General features: G+C 53.8%; 17 protein-coding genes. 1 reads left to right on the plus strand and 16 read right to left on the minus strand.

Features of this window, described 5'->3' with window-relative positions; all coding sequences use genetic code 11:
* Window positions 1-297, minus strand: a 297-nt coding sequence (locus AAC035_RS01540) for a transposase (protein ID WP_339799341.1), incomplete at its 3' end; no start/stop codon positions are given.
* A gap of 182 nt (window positions 298-479) precedes the next feature.
* Window positions 480-707, minus strand: a complete 228-nt coding sequence (locus AAC035_RS01545) for a hypothetical protein (protein WP_278351417.1) — start codon at window positions 705-707, stop codon at window positions 480-482.
* Window positions 708-1097: 390 nt separating this feature from the next.
* On the opposite strand from AAC035_RS01545, the gene AAC035_RS01550 reads away from it, so the two are divergent.
* Window positions 1098-1412: a HipA N-terminal domain-containing protein gene (locus AAC035_RS01550; RefSeq protein WP_023008480.1), complete on the plus strand. Its 315-nt coding sequence runs from the start codon at window positions 1098-1100 to the stop codon at window positions 1410-1412.
* Window positions 1413-1439: 27 nt separating this feature from the next.
* On the opposite strand, the gene AAC035_RS01555 is transcribed toward AAC035_RS01550, so the two are convergent.
* The 14 genes from AAC035_RS01555 to atpE form a co-directional block, all read right to left on the minus strand.
* A complete protein-coding gene (locus tag AAC035_RS01555; protein WP_278351416.1) occupies window positions 1440-3095 on the minus strand; it encodes a Tn7-like element transposition protein TnsE in 1656 nt (551 codons plus the stop codon).
* Window positions 3040-4596: a TnsD family Tn7-like transposition protein gene (locus AAC035_RS01560; RefSeq protein ID WP_023008482.1), complete on the minus strand. Its 1557-nt coding sequence runs from the start codon at window positions 4594-4596 to the stop codon at window positions 3040-3042. The genes AAC035_RS01555 and AAC035_RS01560 overlap by 56 nt, the downstream gene beginning before the upstream one ends.
* A gap of 5 nt (window positions 4597-4601) precedes the next feature.
* On the minus strand, window positions 4602-6263 hold the full coding sequence (locus AAC035_RS01565) for an AAA family ATPase (protein ID WP_278351415.1): 1662 nt from the start codon (window positions 6261-6263) through the stop codon (window positions 4602-4604).
* Window positions 6260-8335: a transposase family protein gene (locus AAC035_RS01570; protein ID WP_339799346.1), complete on the minus strand. Its 2076-nt coding sequence runs from the start codon at window positions 8333-8335 to the stop codon at window positions 6260-6262. The genes AAC035_RS01565 and AAC035_RS01570 overlap by 4 nt, the downstream gene beginning before the upstream one ends.
* Entirely contained in the window at window positions 8319-9140 is an 822-nt protein-coding gene (locus tag AAC035_RS01575) for a TnsA endonuclease N-terminal domain-containing protein (RefSeq protein ID WP_339799348.1), read from the minus strand. Before AAC035_RS01575 ends, AAC035_RS01570 begins: the two co-directional genes overlap by 17 nt.
* A gap of 141 nt (window positions 9141-9281) precedes the next feature.
* Window positions 9282-11114 carry a glutamine--fructose-6-phosphate transaminase (isomerizing) gene (gene glmS, locus AAC035_RS01580; RefSeq protein ID WP_339799349.1) on the minus strand — a complete coding sequence of 611 codons (1833 nt, stop codon included), beginning with the start codon at window positions 11112-11114 and terminating at the stop codon, window positions 9282-9284.
* 33 nt (window positions 11115-11147) lie between these two features.
* Window positions 11148-12518, minus strand: coding sequence for a bifunctional UDP-N-acetylglucosamine diphosphorylase/glucosamine-1-phosphate N-acetyltransferase GlmU (gene glmU / locus AAC035_RS01585; protein WP_339799351.1), 1371 nt, complete (start codon window positions 12516-12518; stop codon window positions 11148-11150).
* Between the two features lie 196 nt (window positions 12519-12714).
* A complete protein-coding gene (locus AAC035_RS01590; RefSeq protein WP_339799353.1) occupies window positions 12715-13137 on the minus strand; it encodes a F0F1 ATP synthase subunit epsilon in 423 nt (140 codons plus the stop codon).
* Window positions 13138-13177: 40 nt separating this feature from the next.
* Complete coding sequence (atpD, locus tag AAC035_RS01595) at window positions 13178-14572, minus strand: F0F1 ATP synthase subunit beta (RefSeq protein WP_339799355.1); 1395 nt, start codon at window positions 14570-14572, stop codon at window positions 13178-13180.
* A 55-nt stretch (window positions 14573-14627) separates the two neighbouring features.
* The gene (gene atpG, locus AAC035_RS01600; RefSeq protein WP_339799356.1) at window positions 14628-15488 is read right to left on the minus strand and encodes a F0F1 ATP synthase subunit gamma; all 861 of its coding nucleotides are present in this window, start codon (window positions 15486-15488) and stop codon (window positions 14628-14630) included.
* A 68-nt stretch (window positions 15489-15556) separates the two neighbouring features.
* Window positions 15557-17101: a F0F1 ATP synthase subunit alpha gene (gene atpA, locus AAC035_RS01605; protein WP_339799358.1), complete on the minus strand. Its 1545-nt coding sequence runs from the start codon at window positions 17099-17101 to the stop codon at window positions 15557-15559.
* Between the two features lie 28 nt (window positions 17102-17129).
* Window positions 17130-17666 carry a F0F1 ATP synthase subunit delta gene (locus AAC035_RS01610; protein WP_339799360.1) on the minus strand — a complete coding sequence of 179 codons (537 nt, stop codon included), beginning with the start codon at window positions 17664-17666 and terminating at the stop codon, window positions 17130-17132.
* Window positions 17667-17678: 12 nt separating this feature from the next.
* Window positions 17679-18149 (minus strand): F0F1 ATP synthase subunit B, encoded by a 471-nt coding sequence (locus AAC035_RS01615; protein ID WP_339799362.1) that lies wholly within the window; start codon window positions 18147-18149, stop codon window positions 17679-17681.
* Window positions 18150-18237: 88 nt separating this feature from the next.
* Window positions 18238-18465: a F0F1 ATP synthase subunit C gene (gene atpE / locus AAC035_RS01620; protein WP_339799363.1), complete on the minus strand. Its 228-nt coding sequence runs from the start codon at window positions 18463-18465 to the stop codon at window positions 18238-18240.
* Window positions 18466-18522: the final 57 nt, after the last annotated feature.

Raw genomic sequence — 18522 nt, forward strand, 5'->3', positions numbered from 1 at the left:
TAATCTAGTGGGCCGCGGAGCACCGGGGAGGCAGTTTTTTAGTATGTCTTTCTCCATTTCAAGCCCCTTGCAGCGGGCCTCCAGCTCCTGGATCCGTCGCTGTTCGGGTGTCAACGCCTTGCCCTTTGGCGTGACGCCGTCACGCTCCTCGGCCAGTTGGTTAACCCAGCGCCGAATAGCGCTTTCACCGACTCCCAGGGACACACTCGCCTGCGGAATCGTGTAGCCTTGATCCAGCACCAGGCCGGCTGCTTCCTGCTTGAACTCAGGAGAAAAAGAACGTCGCTTTCTGGTCATCAGACACCTCGTTTATGGCGGCGATATTACCACCTACGTTGGTGTCCGGAATCATTGAACCACTACAAATTGCATTTGTAACCATTCCTCGCTTTCAAGATCTGGCAGCTTTCCTCCATATTGCAATCCGTCATCATACGCAGATCATCTTTCAGATAGATCAGAACTGGCTTCTCCTTTGTTTATAAGGGCTGATTTCTTTCGTCCATGAAATCCTCAGAGACACCTTCTTCCGAGTCGAAGAACTCGTCCCAAACTCTGTCAAAAGGCCGCTCATACCGTTTCACGGAGCCCTTCAGGCGTTCCTGCGGATCGAGTTCCTGAGGAAGCGGGTTGGCCAATTCATCCCCATGGACAGTGTCTTCATTCAAATCCTTCAACAGCTCTCGCTCATTGAAGCGCTTTTTCATATCTATCCTCCACAGTAAGCACTTGGCACACCACTTCATGTAACCCAGATACTCATCCTATACCAAACCAACCTGCCTTTCTTGAGACAGGTTTCGATACTTAGGCAAAGGATATACGCAGTGCTATAACATACACCCAGAACGCATGTAGGCTGACTAAAGAACCCAATGCCAGGCCAGACCTTCGATCCCTGACGCGGGTTATACTGAATTCATCAACTTTGTTTTGAGGTCATCACCATGCATCACATAATTGTGGCTGCCGCAGCACTGATTGTTGTCGGCATCACCAGAACGGTGCTGTACGCTATCGCATCCCGACATGACAAATCCAACGCTGATTAAGTCTGTAGCCACAGGCATCTATAAATTTATGCCTATCGGAGTGATATGAAAGCCATCGTTAAACTGCATGACCGCGTCGCCGGCATACTCGAACGCACAGGCAACATGGTGTCGTTTCAGTACGACCGGGACTATGTCAGGAACGGCCTCCCCATACTCTCTTTGAGCCTTCCTCTGCGGGAAGAGCCGTATGTCACAGAGGGTGGGCTACCGCCCTATTTCAGTGGGTTGTGCAGTGAGGGATGGCTACGGCATACGCAATGTTTTCAGCAGGGAATCCATCCGGATGATGAGTTCACTCTGCTGGTCAACAATGGGCGGGATATGACAGGGGCAGTAACCATCGAACCTATGGAGTAGCACTAAGCCAGGATTGGGCTAATGTACCTAGGGCAACTGAGTAGTATGTAAATCAGCAAGTACAGAATAGAGCCGGCCCATCCAATGGCTCAATGTAGCGGTGTCTTTTCGGCCCAGTCTTGATTGGATGTTTTGTTGATGAGGAACTCGACGAAACCCGGCAGGAAAGTCCTTTTCAAGCCTCTTATTGGTGGGCCAACGTAAGGAAGTCTTCACCAACGACCAGCCCATAGTCGAAAGCTTTGAGTGCCAATCGTATTTTTCAGATGGTTGCTTCAGAAGCAGTGTCGAGAGTCTTGCTTCAGAGTCTACGGTATCAACCTCCACCAATGCATAATTCTGGTTTTGATATCTGAACACACGGTAAAGCAAGTATCTTGGGTTACCATCTGGCAGTCGATGTTTCGAGTGTCCTTTCAACGCCGGTAGCGGAATCATTTCTTCAGCCACGATTCGGCAACCTTTGATTTCCAATAGGTTGCTCATGGCAATAAATGCTTCAAATTTGCGGGTGAATAGATGTGAATCGTCACTTTGGTCATCAATGCCATCAGGAACGCCGACTGGTATCTCTCCCCGAACGGTTGGCTCATCAGTACTGACATCCGTTTGGCTATTGGTCGAATCATCAAGGCCTTCCTCTGATTGTCCCTTACTGGAGCCAGACCGGCGTCTGCCATCCGAAGACTTGCGGGTAGTATAAGCAGGTTCGGAGAACTCCAATTCTACTTCTGGGACGTCCAGAACATACTCATCTGCATCCGTGGTTGGCATCTCGTCATCATTAATCTCAGGCGGGCCATCCGATCTCCTCCTTTCTATAGAATTTCCTTTTTTCCCTGTTTTTTGCTCAGTGAATTTCGGATCAATGAACTCAATCTCTCTCGGGATCTGGCTACTCAGGTTTGTAAGGCTGTGGATTTCATACACGAAGAAAAGCTCGGATTCTTTGACGTACTGACCTCGCACCTTCATTTTCACCTTTTCCAAAGGAGGAGGATCAAAACGGAACGGCCAGTACCGGCGCCCATTCCTAATCTCGCCCTCTGTCAGCTGGTATTGGGCGATGCTTTGAAACGAGTTCCGGACCTCTTTATTCAACAACAGCCACGCCAGAATTCTGCGTTGGCTGGGGTTACCTCGCACTACCATGGGCAGAGAACTACTTGGCAAGATATGTATCTCTGCCCTATTCGGGTTCTCACCCATCTGAACGTCGAACTCCTCGCCTAGTCCATTTGAATTCAATGCCAGGCGGGTCAGATAGGCCGAATGGAAAAAAAGAGCCCGGGCCAGTTCTATTTGTGGCAGGAAAAACTGTGTATCGCCGGCTTTAAAGCTAAAACACCATTGTTGCCGGTCTCCCTGCCTACGAATGTTGACTATTGGACAGTCGGCTATCCGGCAATGTGACCAGGTGCTGGTACTGTTTATCTTTAAGCCCTTTTCATAACCGGCGACCTTGGAGGCTCCGGCGTGTGTCACATTTAATACACGTCGCCTCGGTATCAGACCCAGCTGCGATATGCCAAACTTTTCCTTGTCTTGGGCCGGATCCAGCTTCACCTCGATGTACCAGTTTGGATTTCGCAGATCACGAACCATTGAGCCGATTTCTTTAACCTGGCTATTGTCCTTGATTCCCCTGAACGTTGGTGTCTTCTTCGTTTTCTTCGAGGCCATGCAGGTATTTCCGTGCTTGGTCTGTAAGTCGTGTTTCACTTAGCCCGGCGATACGGATCAAACGCCAACGTGGTGGGTACTGAAACTCCTGCTTTAATTCCCACCAAGCATTTCTCAGCCGCCGTACCTGGTATTCGGGAACGCTTTCGGTATAACGTGCCAGCAGTCGACGGGTTCGCGGTAACCGATTGAGTGCCTTTTCCAGCGTGGAGAGCTTACCCAGTTGTTTCAGCAAATACGTTTGTGAATGCCGGGGGCCGCGTGGGGCCGCACGCAAAAACCTGAGAATTTCCCGCAGTTTGGTTAAATAATGCCGGTCCCGCTGCCGCCAATCAATTCTCGGTTTTCTTTTAAGAACCTGTGTTCGTGGTTGAGCTTGATTGACCTGCTTCAGCCACAATCGATCGTACCGATACAACCGGGCGTAAAGTGCCGGGGCCGCCACACGGGCCTTTTTCGGTGACCGGTCTGCCAGCATTTTAATCCAGTCGTTCTGATCTGGCGTCAAACCATCTTTAGACCCAATGTGTGCCTTTCCGGTTGACTCTAATGATTCTGGAGGTACGGGCAAGGGCAACTCTCTGACACCCTCAATAACATCGGTAATAGACCAGCACTCAGGGATCAACGCTTGGTGAACAACGATGTGCTGCAGATAGCTAAAGGATTTCCGGTGCTTCCGGAAAATCGCTCGTAGCCAGCAGTAATCCGAATTCCGATCTATCCCCAAACCATATCGGCGCAAAAACCTCGCAGGCCAGTGATCTGAAACAGACTTGGCAATGGCGGCATGGTCAATGTGAGCCTGGCCGCGAATAAAACCAGACTGTTGAGCCAATCGGTGGTAGTGAGAAGACCACTGGTCATAACTCGGTGAAATGGCCGGTCGCTGTTCCAATAGCTCCCTAACCTGAGTCAGAACCATCTTTGATTCGTTACGAGCAGGTTTTTGAGGGAATATCGGACAAGTGGCTGGCGAAGCGTCATGGTAGCGGTGCTGATCGACTAAGGGGCGGGTAATGGCCGTATGTAAGAGTTCGCCGTGCTTCTCACAACAGTCCACTCCGGCTATCTGCCACTCCCGCTTCCAGAAATACTCTCCATAGGTACGTTGTTGCTCTTTGAGGCACCCGGGACAATATCGAACACGGCCAGGCACTTTTACAAGCGATGCAGCGACACCCATCGCCAGGTGGGCCGCACCTCGAGATTTTCCAGCCATCCATGCCAGGCACCGTTTTCGGCGTTCTTCCGGGATAAACGGGGCATACAAGGGGAATAGCGTGTGGCAGTAGGCTATCACTTCAACGCTATAATCAGGGGGCAGCCACCGAGAAATCCTCGACAATTGATTGGGCAAATCCAGCGTTGCAATAACATTGCGGTTGCCATAAATTTCGGTCAGTAATTCCTTGGGGCTGGCAATTCCTTTCCGAATACCTGCCCTGGCCACGGTGCTATATATCAGCTCTTCAGGGTACGGAATCGGGAAGTTCAACATGGCAGCTATGCCTGGTTACCAGAACCGAGCCACTCGTCGCTGTTAAAAACCAGACCCGATTGACGCGCGGCATCCAGCATTTCGTCCTCGTTTGCCGCCTGGGAGTGCAGAAATCGCAAATCGTCTGACTCAAGGGTGTGCCATTCTTTCACTTTAATCGATTTGATTTTTCGCTTTCCCGTCACCGGTAGCGTCTTTTCGGAAGAATGGTACCAGTCAAGAATGATGGGCATCAGGTATTTCAGCTGTAAGTCAGGGTACTCCTCGAACGCTCGTTGAATTAACGGCTCCAAAAGGTCTGATTCATGGCCCATATCGACCAGCAGGTTGTGCAGCCGAATTGCCTGATCGTTGCCGTTGTACTGAACGGATTTCCGGATCTGGTCTTTACTTGATTCCAAGAGGGCACTGAGTTCCAGAATCTTCTTATCCACATCAGGGATCGTGAGGTCTGAGTATTGGGCTATCTTGCTCGGGTCTCCGGAACGCAGAGCTTCCATCATCGGGTGTATCGGCTTCAGTTCGTCGTGATAAACCTTTTTCATGATATTGGGCGTGATTCGTTCCGTGCCTGTTACAACCGCCCGTATCTGGGACAACACGAACAACTTGATGACGACATCCATGATGCCCTGAGACAGATCAAACCAAAGATCCCTCAAATCATCCGAGATAGTATCACTGGCCTTTTTCAGCCACTGGTATCTCCAGAGCTTTTTTGTGAATGCGCCCCATTCGGTTTTATTTATGTTTTCTTCAGGCGCAGGCTGGCGCAAGGGTTCCCATAATATTGATCCAAATCCTGCCCCTCGCCGAGCAGACCTCAGGTCTGTTTCAAAGACCGGTCGAGCCTTCGGTGTACCGACCATTACCACCGGTACAGAAATCTCGTTTACCAACGTTACGAAGAAGTTCAGCATTTTCTCCGCACCGCCGGAGGCACGAACATTCAAGTGCTGAATTTCATCAATGACCAGTAGGCCAATAGCATAGGTGTTTGCCAGCTGCGACATCAACGCAATCATTGTTTCTACGCCGTGGCGTTTTTCGCCATAGCGCCGGACATAATCTGTCCCAAGGATGGAATCAATTTCCCGGAAAAAGTTATGGCACAGGCTCTTGAGAGCACCGTCGTGGGGGCAGTCGATTTTCAGGAAAACAATCTGTGTGAAATTGTGTTCCGGGTGGTGAATCATCTGCGGATACGTTGCCAGAATACGGTTTAGAGAGCTCGTTTTCCCGGAACCTGAGCACCCGATAAACACCAGGCTTTTCGCAGTCGACTCCACGTGATCAAAGCGAAATGCCTTCAAGTCTCCGCTCTTGATTCGCTCATATCCGTTTTGTAGGTGGGCCGAAAGCTCACCAGTGGCAATATTGCGCCCCACATATCCCTGACGCAGCATGATCGAGATTTTTGATTCAAGCTCGATGTGGCGCGCCAACGGCTGAAAAAAACCGTCCAGAAGCTGGGCGATAATGTGCACTCGTGTCTGGCCGTCCAGATATACTTCTGTCGGTCGAAGCTCCATAGCCTCACTGAGCCCCGCTATGAGCTGTTTACGGTCTGGTATTGGCGGTAAAGCCTCAATCAATGGATTGCCATGATATGACGGTATCCCGGTGTCCTGGTAAACGGCCCTCACCATGCCTGAAGGTAAAGTCATTCATCGTCTCCAAACAGCTCATCCAAAAAATCCGGGAAGGCGCCATCGTCGGGCTTGCCATGTAGGTAGGTTACATCAGATTTCGGTTTACTAGTGTCAGGTTGCCGCGCCTTCGTTTGTTCAGCTCTTTGAGCATCTCGCTCTTGCTTGCGATTATCACGTATGCCTCGGACTGTCGCGGCTTTCGATTGCTGTTTATTGATGGCGGGGCGCGAACGCTCAGCGTTTTTGATAGTGTTGCTGACCAGATTTTCCAACTCCCGTTTGCTGGTTGTCTCGGCCACTTTGGCAACGCTCATCGCTTTTCGTTGTTCTTCCTGACTGGCCCATAACTCCCACATAGACTTGCCGCGAAACTGGCGCGAACGATCTGTTAGAGAACACACCCAGTATTCCGAACCGTCTTTTTCCGGGAACAGATAAATATAATCAGCTACTGCAGGATCATAAGCTGCCTGGAGGCCGGTGACTCTGCGATCTCCGTTCCTGTGCAGCCAGCCAGATGCTAATAACTCCTTAGACGTGTAATAAGCACCAAAACAGCTAACCCCCAAATCAGAAAGGTGAACTTTTTGGCGTGGCAACAAAGCAATGCGCAAGGCTTGCTCCGATACGTTCTTCAAGCGACCGGTTCGATTCTGTATACCCCAATTCCAGATGTTGAGAGGGGTTAACGCCATATCGTTTGGCATGTCCGGATCGCGGTCGTACTTTGACAGCACGGCATATTGGTTCCGGTGAAGGATCGAGGCGAGCATAATTTGGGTGAAATCATCCAGCGTGAGTGTTGCATCAAGCCTGTAGTCCTTTCCCCCCTGTTTTCTGACTTTTGTCCCTGTCACGACACCCGGCGTAAACGGTTTGAATTCTGCTTGCAGGGTTCGGAAATAACGCTCAACTATCCCTTTCGCATCTCCGCGATATGGAGGTGCAGTTTCAATACGCACGCCAAACGCTTTCTCCAGGGATTCAATCTGATGCCCTAGTAATTCCCCACGGTCCGCAAGGATGGCATTTGGGATCCCAACGGTTGGCCACTGCTCTTGCGTAATCTCCAGATCATAATGGGCGCAGAGTTCAATCTTGTCTGACATGGAGGTAGTCAGAGCACTCATGGCTGTGACATAGGATGGATTTTCCAACCCTATGTAAAAGCCCGCTACCATGCGACTAAAGACATCAACCACCACATACAGAGTCGGACGACCGATGATCCGTTGCCGGTCTGCCGATAGCAGGTAAACATCAGCAATCGTTGCATCAATTTCATATCTTGAGCCTGGGCCCAGCACTCCTGCTGTGGCGGTCCCTGTTAACGGTCTTATATCTTTCTGGTAGGAAATTCTGTTTGCTCTTAAGCGAATCCGATCGGCGTTTTCATATTCTCTGCGGTAGAAATATCTGATTTGATCAAGTGTTGGATAATCTTCTGGCCGTACATCGGGATTAGCAGCCTCGAACATGTCGATGAATCGTCGATGGGCGTACGGCAGGCTATAGCCCTTGTCGTTCACGTAGTAGCGATCAAGTATCAGACGAAACATCTTTCCGATGGCGCCATCGACGGTAATCCCGGTACCCGGCGAAATTTTCCGGGGTCGACCCAATTTCTTCCTGGATACTTTTCTCTGGCCCTTTCCTCCGGACTTTCGGTAATCAGGCAACAAGGCATTAGGCACCGCTCCTCTCTGCCAAAACTGACGGAGGTTTTTATAAAGCGATTTTCTGGGTTTGTCGGTTTCGTCACTACGAGACTGGACTAACCGGCCCCTGCCACTGCGGTAATAAATTTCTTCATCAACAATCAAAGGCGCTATTAACTCATACCGCTGGTCCCGAATCACTTGGGCTTTACTCCCCTGTTCAACGGCTAGCGAGGCGAGCTCCGAGTAGGGATCTTCTACCCGGCGAAGTGATTCATCCAATATCCATTGCTCGATCTCTGTGGCTTTGACTAGCTCAGGCCACGCTTTATCTGAGTCAATATTCATCCAGATAGCGTGTTGGCCCGCCAATGCCAATATGCGATACCGCTCCTGCCCGAGCTTGAAGACGTCATTGATTCGCAGCATAACCCGCCCTCAGTAACCCTATATCCTCTACTACATGCAGGTCTCGTGATACCAGCTTGTTCCACGGGATGGAGATATCGAACGTTAATACTCTCAAAGCTGCCAGCGCCCGTAACCTAGCCAGCGATGTGCCTGGCTCAAGTGAGTAAGAGTGGTCAATCAGCATTCCAATATCCGGGAGTCTGGTATTAGGGTTATCTGCCAACGTACTTACATAGATCGGCAAACTCTTAAATAGGACCTCCAGGCTCTCATCTTGCACTCGCGCGGAATAAAGCAGATCAAGATTCGCCATTACAGTGGAGGGCATCTGCTTCTCGGTTATCAGATACCAGGGGATACCTTTAAGCTTCCAATACCGACGCTCAATTTCCAGTTTTTCTACTGTTCGTGGATCCATTAGGTCGGATGAGACTTTCACCTGGATGGCCATGCTCTGTGGCCCAGTCGACGTGGATAGGTCGACAAAAAAATCGCTGGACATGATCTGGAGGTATCCGCTTGCTGCGGGATGAGGAATTTTCGCTTGTTCAGCCAGTGAGAAAGTGTCTTCTATTCTTAGCGGAAACTGCTCACGGATATCGATGACATCCGGGTTCCATTCAATTAACAAAAAAGCCGCAAGTTCTGTGTCAGAAAAGAAATGATGGGTTCGCCCTGTCAGGTGGCCCATCACCCGGTGTGAACGCCCCTCGGAGGGTAGGTCTCTGACGGTGAGCCATGGATGGTAGTCTTTACCATTACCTTTGCCACGGTTTTCCTTGATCCACTTTTCAGTTTTTTTGTCGAGTTTGTAGTTGGCCATTCCCGAGAGCTCCATAGGAGAATAGCCAAACTTTGCCACACCGGCCGTCTGTTACCAACTTTATTCCAAAGTTACCAACTCTTTTACCTTTTTACCAACTTTATTACCATTCCACAGGCTCATGATCAGTGATGATCGGGATTATTCAACCGTCACACTTTTCGCCAGGTTCCGTGGCTGGTCCACATCGGTGCCTTTGAGTACCGCCACATGATAAGACAGCAGCTGTAGCGGAACGGTGTACACAATGGGGGCGGTGATGGCGTGTACCGACGGGATCTGCAGCACGTGCAGGCCTTCGTCCTCTTTCACGCCGGCGTCACGATCGGCGAACACGAACAACTGACCGCCGCGGGCCCGCACTTCTTCCAGGTTGGATTTGAGTTTTTCCACCAGGTCGTTATTGGGCGCCACTGTGACCACGGGCATCTCACTGTCCACCAACGCCAGCGGGCCATGTTTGAGCTCACCGGCCGGGTAAGCTTCGGCGTGGATATAGGAAATTTCCTTGAGCTTGAGGGCCCCTTCCATCGCCACCGGGTAGAGTGAGCCGCGACCCAGGAACAGGCTGTGGTTCTTGTCCACAAACGCTTCGCTCAGGTCCTGAATCGACTGATCCAGAGCCAGCACATCCGCCACCTGGCCCGGAACCTGACGCAGTGCAGTGACAATTTCCGCTTCTTTTTCGGCTGACAGACCGTTGTGGCGGGCCAGTGCCACCGAGAAGATCAGCAGCGCTACCAACTGGGTGGTAAAGGCCTTGGTAGAGGCCACACCGATTTCCGGCCCGGCCTGGGTCATGATCACCAGATCGGATTCCCGCACCAGGGAGCTGCCTGCCACGTTACAGATGGCCAGCGCGGCCCGGAAGCCGGCTTGCTTGGCCTGACGCAGGGCCGCCAGGGTGTCGGCGGTTTCACCGGACTGGGAGATGCACAGAAACAGGGTATCTGGCTGGATGACATGCTTGCGATAGCGGAACTCCGACGCCACTTCCACGGAGCAGGCCACGCCTGCCAGTTCTTCGATCCAGTAACGGGCTACCATGCCGGCGTGGAAGCTGGTTCCACAGGCGATGATCTGGACATGGCGAACGTTCTCCAGCAACTGCCCGGCTTCAGTCCCCAGTGCCTGCTCCAGTACCCGGCTGTCGGTCAGACGGCCTTCCATGGTGGCCTTGAGTACGGCCGGTTGCTCATGGATTTCCTTGAGCATGTAATGGCGGTATTCGCCCTTGTCGGCAGCGTCGGTGCCATGCTCAAAACGGGTGATGTCCCGTTCGGCGGTCTTGCCCTCCCGGTCGGTCACCGTAATCTGGTCACGGCGCACGTCGGCAATGTCACCCTCTTCCAGAAACATGAAGCGGTCGGTGACCGGCAACAATGCCAGCTGGTCCGAGGCAATGAAATTCTCGCCAATGCCGACACCGATGACCAGGGGGCTCCCTTCGCGGCAGACCACCAGGTGGTCTGGCTCATCGGCATGCAGCACCGCCAGGGCAAAGGCGCCCCGCAGTTCAGTGGTGGCCGCCTGAACTGCGGCAAAAAGGTTCTCGGACTTCTGATAGTGCTTCTCGATCAGGTGGGCGACCACTTCGGTGTCGGTCTGGGACGTAAACACGTAGCCGTCCGCCTTCAGGGCGTCCCGCAGTTCCTGATAGTTCTCGATAATGCCGTTATGAACAATGGCCAGACGGTCGCCGGACATGTGCGGGTGGGCGTTAGCCTGGGACGGCTCACCATGGGTGGCCCAGCGGGTGTGGGCAATACCCAGATGGCCCGGCGTCGGTTGCGCAAGAACCGCTTCAGCCAGGGCAGCAACCTTGCCCAGTTCCCGGGCCCGGGTGATACTGCCGTCGGCATTCAGCGTTGCCAGACCTGCCGAATCGTAACCCCGGTATTCAAGGCGACGTAATCCTTCAAGAAGAATTCCTTCCACATCCCGCTGTGACACTGCTCCAACAATACCGCACATAATCTGTCTTCCGTTTTTGGTCTGGACTGGTGATCAGGAGTTTTTCTGAGGGCGCTGCCAACCCTTGATATTGCGCTGCTTGCCCCGGGCAACCGCCAGGTCGTTCGCCTCGATGTCCCGGGTAATGGTGGAACCTGCGCCAATGACCGCGTCTGCCGCCACGGTGACCGGTGCCACCAGCGCCGTATTGGAGCCGACAAACACCCGATCCCCCAACACGGTCTGAAACTTGTTAACGCCATCATAGTTGCAGGTGATGGTTCCTGCACCCACATTCACATCTTCGCCCAGGGTGGCATCACCCACATAGCTCAGGTGATTGATTTTGCTGCCGGCGCCCACATGAGCTTTCTTGGTCTCCACAAAGTTACCCACCTTCGCTCCGGCTTCCAGGACCGTGCCCGGGCGCAGACGGGCAAAGGGGCCTACCTGGGCGCTCTGGTGAATCTGGGCACCTTCAATGATGGAATTCGCATGAACCACCACGCCGTCGGCGAGGTCGGCATCACGTAGCACGCAATTGGGGCCGATGGAGACGTTGTTGCCCAGCGTGACCCTGCCTTCAAACACCACGTTGACATCAATCAGCACGTCCTGACCAATGCTGAGCGAGCCGCGGACATCAATGCGGGCCGGATCTGCCAGGCTGGCCCCTTCCGTCATCAACCGTTGCGCTTCGCTGCGCTGGAACCAGCGCTCCAGTTCAGCCAGCTGGATGCGGTTATTAACGCCCTGCACTTCCTGTTCGGTGGCAGGCTGGGCCACCTCGATGGTAATGCCTTCACCGGCCGCCATGGCAATAATATCCGTGAGGTAGTATTCACCCTGGGCGTTGCTGTTCGACAACTGCGGCAGCCAGCGTTTCAGGTGGCTGGCGGACACGGCCAGTATGCCGGTGTTCACTTCGCCTATGGTTTTCTGGTCGTCACTGGCGTCTTTCTGTTCGACAATGGCGGTAACCTTGCCATGGTGGTCCCGCACGATGCGGCCATAGCCGTCCGGATTGGCCAGATCTACCGTCAGTAGGCCCAACGACGTGTCATGCACCCGGGACACCAGCGCCACCAGGGTTTCTGCGTTTGTCAGGGGTACGTCACCATAGAGCACCAGTACCGTGGCGTTATCCGGAACCCCGGGTAATGCCTGGGCCACTGCATGGCCGGTACCCAGTTGTTGTTCCTGCAACGCCCAGTGGACATCCTCCGCCGGAGTGATGGCCCGCACCTGATCTGCGCCATGACCGATCACACAATGAAGGCCGGCCGCCCCCAATGCCCGTGAAGTGTCCATCACGTGATGCAGCATGGGCTTACCGGCGACCCGATGAAGAACTTTCGGCAGGCTGGATTTCATCCTGGAACCCTGACCGGCGGCCAGGATAATCACGTGAAGGGGGGCACTCATGGGACGGTTCACTCCTGTGGTTACATCCGATTCAGACATCAGTATCAACCATACCCCACAGGGTATGAACGAAAAAAGCCGCAGCCATTGTGACAGTCGTTATCGCACAATTCACGATATCGTCTGCCGCAACAGATGCGGCCGGGGTGAGGCTTGCCGTGCACTGCTGAAGATCCGGTCCTGAAACCGGACCCACTCACTTCACCTTGTTGCGAAGTTTCTGCAGGGTACGGAGCTGAGCCACGGCTTCTGCAAGTTCTGCAGCTGCCCGTGAATACTCGAACTCACCAGTCTTATTCGCCAGTGCCTTCTCGGCCTCACGCTGAGCTTCCAGCGCTGCGGCTTCATCTACGTCCTTGGCACGGACCGCAGTGTCAGCCAGCAGGGTGATTATGGTTGGCTGGACCTCCAGGTAACCACCCGAGACGTAGATAATCTCTTCCTCGCCACCCTGCCTGACAACCCGGACCGGGCCGGGCTTCAGAGCAGTAAGCAGCGGAGCGTGACCCGGGGTTATACCCAGCTCACCCTCGGACCCGGTGGCGATCAGCATCTCCACCAGGCCGGAATAGATTTTTTCTTCGGCACTTACGACGTCACAATGTACAGTCATAGCCATCTCGTTAGCCTCTCAGGTCGAGTCGCGACAGGAGGGTGACTTACTTGTCACCCTTGGACTTCATTGCCTTCGCTTTCTCGACCGCTTCTTCAATGGGACCGACCATGTAGAAGGCCTGCTCTGGCAGGTCATCGTAGTCGCCATTGAGAATGCCCTTGAAGCTGCTGATGGTTTCCTTCAGGGAAACGTACTTACCGGGTGAACCGGTGAATACTTCAGCAACGTGGAACGGCTGGGACAGGAAACGCTCAATCTTACGGGCGCGGGCAACCGTCAGTCGGTCTTCTTCTGACAGTTCGTCCATACCCAGAATGGCGATGATGTCCTTCAGTTCCTTATAGCGCTGCAGGTTGGTCTGCACGCCACGGGCCACTTCGTAGTGCTCTTCACCGATGGTCAGCGGATCCAGCTGACGGGAGGTGGAGTCGAGCGGGTCGATCGCCGGGTAGATACCCTTGGAAGCGATGTCACGGCTCAGTACCACAGTCGCATCAAGGTGCGAGAAGGTGGTTGCCGGAGAAGGGTCAGTCAGGTCATCCGCCGGTACGTATACCGCCTGAATGGACGTGATGGAACCGTTCTTGGTGGAGGTGATACGCTCCTGCAATTCACCCATTTCCTGGGCCAGGGTCGGCTGATAACCTACCGCGGAAGGCATACGACCCAGCAGTGCCGATACTTCGGTACCTGCCAGGGTGTAACGGTAGATGTTGTCAACGAACAACAGTACGTCACGACCTTCGTCACGGAACTTCTCGGCCATGGTCAGGCCGGTCAGGGCCACACGCAGACGGTTGCCTGGGGGCTCGTTCATCTGGCCGTAGACCATCGCTACCTTATCAAGGACGTTGGAGTCCTTCATTTCGTAGTAGAAGTCGTTCCCTTCACGAGTACGCTCACCAACACCTGCGAATACGGAGAGACCGGAGTGCTCTTTCGCGATGTTGTTGATCAGTTCCATCATGTTAACGGTCTTGCCGACACCGGCACCACCGAACAGGCCAACCTTACCACCCTTGGCGAACGGGCAGATCAGGTCGATAACCTTGATGCCGGTTTCCAGCAGGTCGGTAGACGCTGCCTGATCGGCATAGCTCGGCGCCTTGCGGTGGATGGCCCAGCGCTCTTCCTCACCGATTTCGCCTTGCTCATCGATGGGACGGCCAAGTACGTCCATGATCCGGCCCAGAGTCTGGGTGCCAACCGGTACTGAAATCGGCTTGCCGGTATTTTCTGCTGTCAGGCCACGCTTGAGGCCTTCGGTGCTGCCCATGGCGATGGTACGAACAATGCCGTCACCCAGCTGCTGCTGGACTTCCAGAGTTGTTTCGCCACCTTCAAGCAACAGCGCGTCATAAATCTTGGGTACGGAGTCACGTGGGAATTCCACGTCGATAACCGCGCCAATGATCTGAACGATGTGTCCGCTACTCATGCTCGGTTCCTCGTTATCTCAATAGTCACTAAAACCAGTTGGATGGTGATGGGCGTCAGACCGAAGCCGCGCCGCTCACAATCTCCGATATCTCTTGCGTGATGGCTGCCTGGCGGGCCTTGTTATAAGCCAGCTGGAGCTCATCAATGATGCTGCCTGCGTTGTCGGTCGCACTCTTCATGGCAACCATCCGGGCAGCCTGCTCGCAGGCCAGGTTTTCTACCACACCCTGGTACACCTGGGATTCAATGTACCGTGGCAGAAGTCCGTCCAGAATGGGCTGCGCGCTCGGCTCGTAGAGATAATCCCACTGGTTCCGGATCTCTTCGTCCTCACTCGGCGGAAGCGGCAACAGCTGCTCAACTTTGGGAGACTGGGTCATGGTGTTCACGAATTCGTTGTGAACCACATAAAGCCGATCGATACGACCTTCCTCGAAGGCGTCAAGCATAACCTTGACGTTACCAATCAGTTTCTCCGCACTGGGGTTGTCGCCCAGATGAGTCAACGCTGCCACGACGTTGCCGCCGTAGTTCCGGAAAAACGAGGCGCCTTTCTGACCAATTGCGCAGATGTCAGTTTCAACACCCTTGTTCTTCCAATCACGCATGTTGCGGACCAGGGCCTTGAACAGGTTGGTGTTCAGACCACCACAAAGTCCACGATCCGAGGACACAACAATGTAACCAACCCGCTTCACTTCCCGATCCCTCATGAAGGAATGGTTGTATTCCGGGTTGGCCAGGGCGATGTGTCCGATCACCTGGCGAATCTTGTCGGCATAGGGGCGAGTGGCCTGCATCCGCTCCTGAGCCTTGCGCATTTTGCTCGCCGCCACCATTTCCATGGCGCTGGTGATCTTCTGCGTGCTCTTGATGCTTCCGATCTGGTTACGTATTTCTTTTCCGATGGCCATATGTCACTGCCTTTTCAAGTTAGACACTCAAACTGACAAAACCGGCCTGCAAGCAGACCGGATCTTGTTTACCAGCTCTGAGTGGTCTTGAATTTTTCAAGAGCAGCTTTCAGGCCGGCAGCAATGTCATCATTGAAATTGCCATCGCTTCCGATCGTGTCGAGAAGCTCTTTCTGCTCGGAACGCAGCCAGTCCAACAGCTGCGCTTCAAACTTCACGACCTTTTCAACGTCAACGTCGTCCAGGAAGCCCTCGTTAGCTGCAAACAGCACTGCGCCCATTTCCGCGACGGTCATCGGGCTGTACTGGTTCTGTTTCATCAGCTCGGTGACGCGCTGACCGTGCTCCAGCTGGTTACGGGTTGCTTCATCAAGGTCGGAAGCGAACTGGGCGAATGCCGCCAGTTCCCGATACTGGGCCAGGGCCAGACGGATGTTACCGCCGAGCTTTTTCATGATCTTGGTCTGGGCTGCACCACCTACACGGGAAACCGAGATACCGGCGTTCATGGCCGGACGGATACCCGAGTTGAACAGGTTGGTTTCCAGGAAGATCTGACCATCGGTAATGGAGATTACGTTGGTCGGTACGAAGGCAGATACGTCACCCGCCTGGGTTTCGATAATCGGCAGGGCGGTCAGTGAACCGGTCTTGCCTTTTACTTCGCCCTTGGTGAATTCCTCTACGTATTCCGCGTTTACACGGGACGCACGCTCCAGCAGACGGGAGTGCAGGTAGAAGACGTCACCCGGGTAAGCTTCACGACCCGGCGGACGACGCAACAGCAGGGAGATCTGACGGTAAGCAACGGCCTGCTTTGACAGGTCATCGTATACGATCAGAGCGTCTTCTCCGCGGTCACGGAAATACTCACCCATGGAGGTGCCGGAGTAGGGCGCCAGGAACTGCATGGCGGCAGGATCCGCAGCACCGGCAGCGACCACGATGGTGTGAGCCATGGCGTCGTGCTCTTCCAGCTTACACACAACAGCGGCAATAGAAGACTGCTTCTGACCAATGGCAACGTAGATACACTTGATGCCGGTGTTCTTCTGGTTGATGATCGCATCGATCGCCACCGCAGTCTTACCGATCTGGCGGTCACCGATGATCAGCTCGCGCTGGCCACGGCCGATTGGCACCATGGTATCGATGGCTTTCAGACCGGTCTGGACCGGCTGGTCAACCGACTGACGGGCGATAACGCCCGGTGCAACCTTCTCAACCGGGGCAGTCAGGGATGTACCCAGGTCACCCTTGGCGTCGATCGGATTACCCAGACCGTCAACCACACGACCCAGCAGTTCCGGACCAACCGGTACTTCCAGGATGCGACCGGTACAACGAACCTTCTGACCTTCGGCCAGATCTTCGTAGTCACCCAGTACCACTGCACCAACGGAATCACGCTCCAGGTTCAGAGCCATACCGAAAGTGCCGTTGGCAAATTCAATCATCTCACCGTACATAACGTCGGCGAGACCGTGGATCAGTACGATACCGTCTGAAACAGACAGGATTGTACCTTCGTTCTTGGCTTCGGAAGAGATGTCGAGTTTCTCGATTCTCTTCTTGATGATGTCACTGATCTCGGATGGATTCAGTTGCTGCATGCCTTTGTCCTCAAACCTTTTGCTGAAATCAGGAGCTCAGAGAGTCGGCCAGTCTGTTCAGCTTTCCACGTACAGAGGCGTCGATGACCATGTCGCCTGTGCGAACAATAACGCCGCCGATCAGAGACTGATCAGCCTTTGCGGAAAGTGAAACCTGCCGATCCAGTTTTTTCGACAGTGCCTGAGCCAGTTTCTGTTGCTGTTCTTCCGTCAATTCAAACGCGGCGGTAACGTCAATCGCCACCGTGCGTTCCAGATCGGCGCGGAATTTCTGGAAAAGTCCGGCAATCTCCGGAAGCAGCGCCAGACGGCCTGATTCAGCGAGAATGGTAAAGAAGTTGCGGACCGCCTCGGAAAGATCGGTGCCGACAAACTCTGAAATAATCTCTGCCTTTACTGGCCGGGCAACGCCCGGATGCGCGATGAGCCTTTTCACGTCACTGTGGGCGGCAACCTGGCCAGCCACAACAAGCGCGTCAGACCACTGAGCGACAGTATTGTCACTCTGGGCTGCTTCAAAAGCGGCTCTGGCGTAAGGGCGGGCCAGCGTTCTCAGTTCTGCCATGGTGAACCTCGCTTAGAGTTCTGCAGCGAGCTTGTCCAGCATCTCGCTATGTGCGTTGGCATCGACAGACTTCTCGAGGATCTTCTCGGCACCGGCAATGGCAAGTGCAGCCACTTCCGCACGCAGAGCGTCACGGGCTCTTACCCGCTCCTGCCCGATCTCTGCTTCAGCCTGCTCAATGAGCTTCTGGCCTTCAGCACGTGCTTCGGTCTTGGAGGCTTCGACAATCTGGTTTGCCCGCTTGTTGGCCTGATCGATCAGAACCGCGGCTTCTTCCTTCGCAGCGCGAAGTTCCTGGGCCGCTTTTTCCTGAGCCAGCTCGAGGTCAAGGGAAGCACGATCTGCAGCAGACAGACCGTCGGCTATCTTCTTCTGGCGCGCGCTCATGGCCTCAGTGATAGGAGGCCAGACGAACTTGACGCAGAACCAGACGAAAATAGCGAAGGCAATTGCTTGCCCTATCAACGTAAGGTTTATATTCACGGCAATGTACCTCTTGCTATTCGTTGCGTCCTGGAATCGGAAAGACCGGGCGCTCTCCCTGGGGAGTCACGCCCGTTCTGGTGGCCGATTAACCAGCAACAACGAAGATCAGGTACATCGCGATACCAACACCGATCATCGGAACAGCGTCAAGCAGACCAGCCATGATGAAGGTCTTGGTTTGCAGCTGTGGGGCCAGCTCTGGCTGACGAGCGGTAGACTCGAGCAGCTTGCCGCCCAGCAGGGCAAAGCCAATACCGGTGGCCAGTGCGCCAGAACCGAGGATGATAGCAGCAGCGATGAATACGATTTCCATTGATGACTCCTTAGCTTTCAGTTTGTGATCAGGTTTAAAGGTTAATGTCGGATGTCT

The organism is uncultured Marinobacter sp. (genome assembly GCF_963974375.1).
Lineage (GTDB): Bacteria > Pseudomonadota > Gammaproteobacteria > Pseudomonadales > Oleiphilaceae > Marinobacter.

Bases quoted from the DNA above. Each gene is read 5' to 3' on its own strand.
- atpD (WP_339799355.1), bottom strand. From the start codon at position 14,572: ATGAGTAGCGGACACATCGTTCAGATCATTGGCGCGGTTATCGACGTG.
- atpA (WP_339799358.1), bottom strand. From the start codon at position 17,101: ATGCAGCAACTGAATCCATCCGAGATCAGTGACATCATCAAGAAGAGA.
- AAC035_RS01575 (WP_339799348.1), bottom strand. From the start codon at position 9,140: ATGGCCAACTACAAACTCGACAAAAAAACTGAAAAGTGGATCAAGGAA.
- AAC035_RS01590 (WP_339799353.1), bottom strand. From the start codon at position 13,137: ATGGCTATGACTGTACATTGTGACGTCGTAAGTGCCGAAGAAAAAATC.
- AAC035_RS01555 (WP_278351416.1), bottom strand. From the start codon at position 3,095: ATGGCCTCGAAGAAAACGAAGAAGACACCAACGTTCAGGGGAATCAAG.
- AAC035_RS01560 (WP_023008482.1), bottom strand. From the start codon at position 4,596: ATGTTGAACTTCCCGATTCCGTACCCTGAAGAGCTGATATATAGCACC.
- AAC035_RS01570 (WP_339799346.1), bottom strand. From the start codon at position 8,335: ATGCTGCGAATCAATGACGTCTTCAAGCTCGGGCAGGAGCGGTATCGC.
- AAC035_RS01565 (WP_278351415.1), bottom strand. From the start codon at position 6,263: ATGACTTTACCTTCAGGCATGGTGAGGGCCGTTTACCAGGACACCGGG.
- AAC035_RS01550 (WP_023008480.1), top strand. From the start codon at position 1,098: ATGAAAGCCATCGTTAAACTGCATGACCGCGTCGCCGGCATACTCGAA.
- glmS (WP_339799349.1), bottom strand. From the start codon at position 11,114: ATGTGCGGTATTGTTGGAGCAGTGTCACAGCGGGATGTGGAAGGAATT.
- glmU (WP_339799351.1), bottom strand. From the start codon at position 12,518: ATGAGTGCCCCCCTTCACGTGATTATCCTGGCCGCCGGTCAGGGTTCC.
- AAC035_RS01545 (WP_278351417.1), bottom strand. From the start codon at position 707: ATGAAAAAGCGCTTCAATGAGCGAGAGCTGTTGAAGGATTTGAATGAA.
- atpG (WP_339799356.1), bottom strand. From the start codon at position 15,488: ATGGCCATCGGAAAAGAAATACGTAACCAGATCGGAAGCATCAAGAGC.
- atpE (WP_339799363.1), bottom strand. From the start codon at position 18,465: ATGGAAATCGTATTCATCGCTGCTGCTATCATCCTCGGTTCTGGCGCA.
- AAC035_RS01610 (WP_339799360.1), bottom strand. From the start codon at position 17,666: ATGGCAGAACTGAGAACGCTGGCCCGCCCTTACGCCAGAGCCGCTTTT.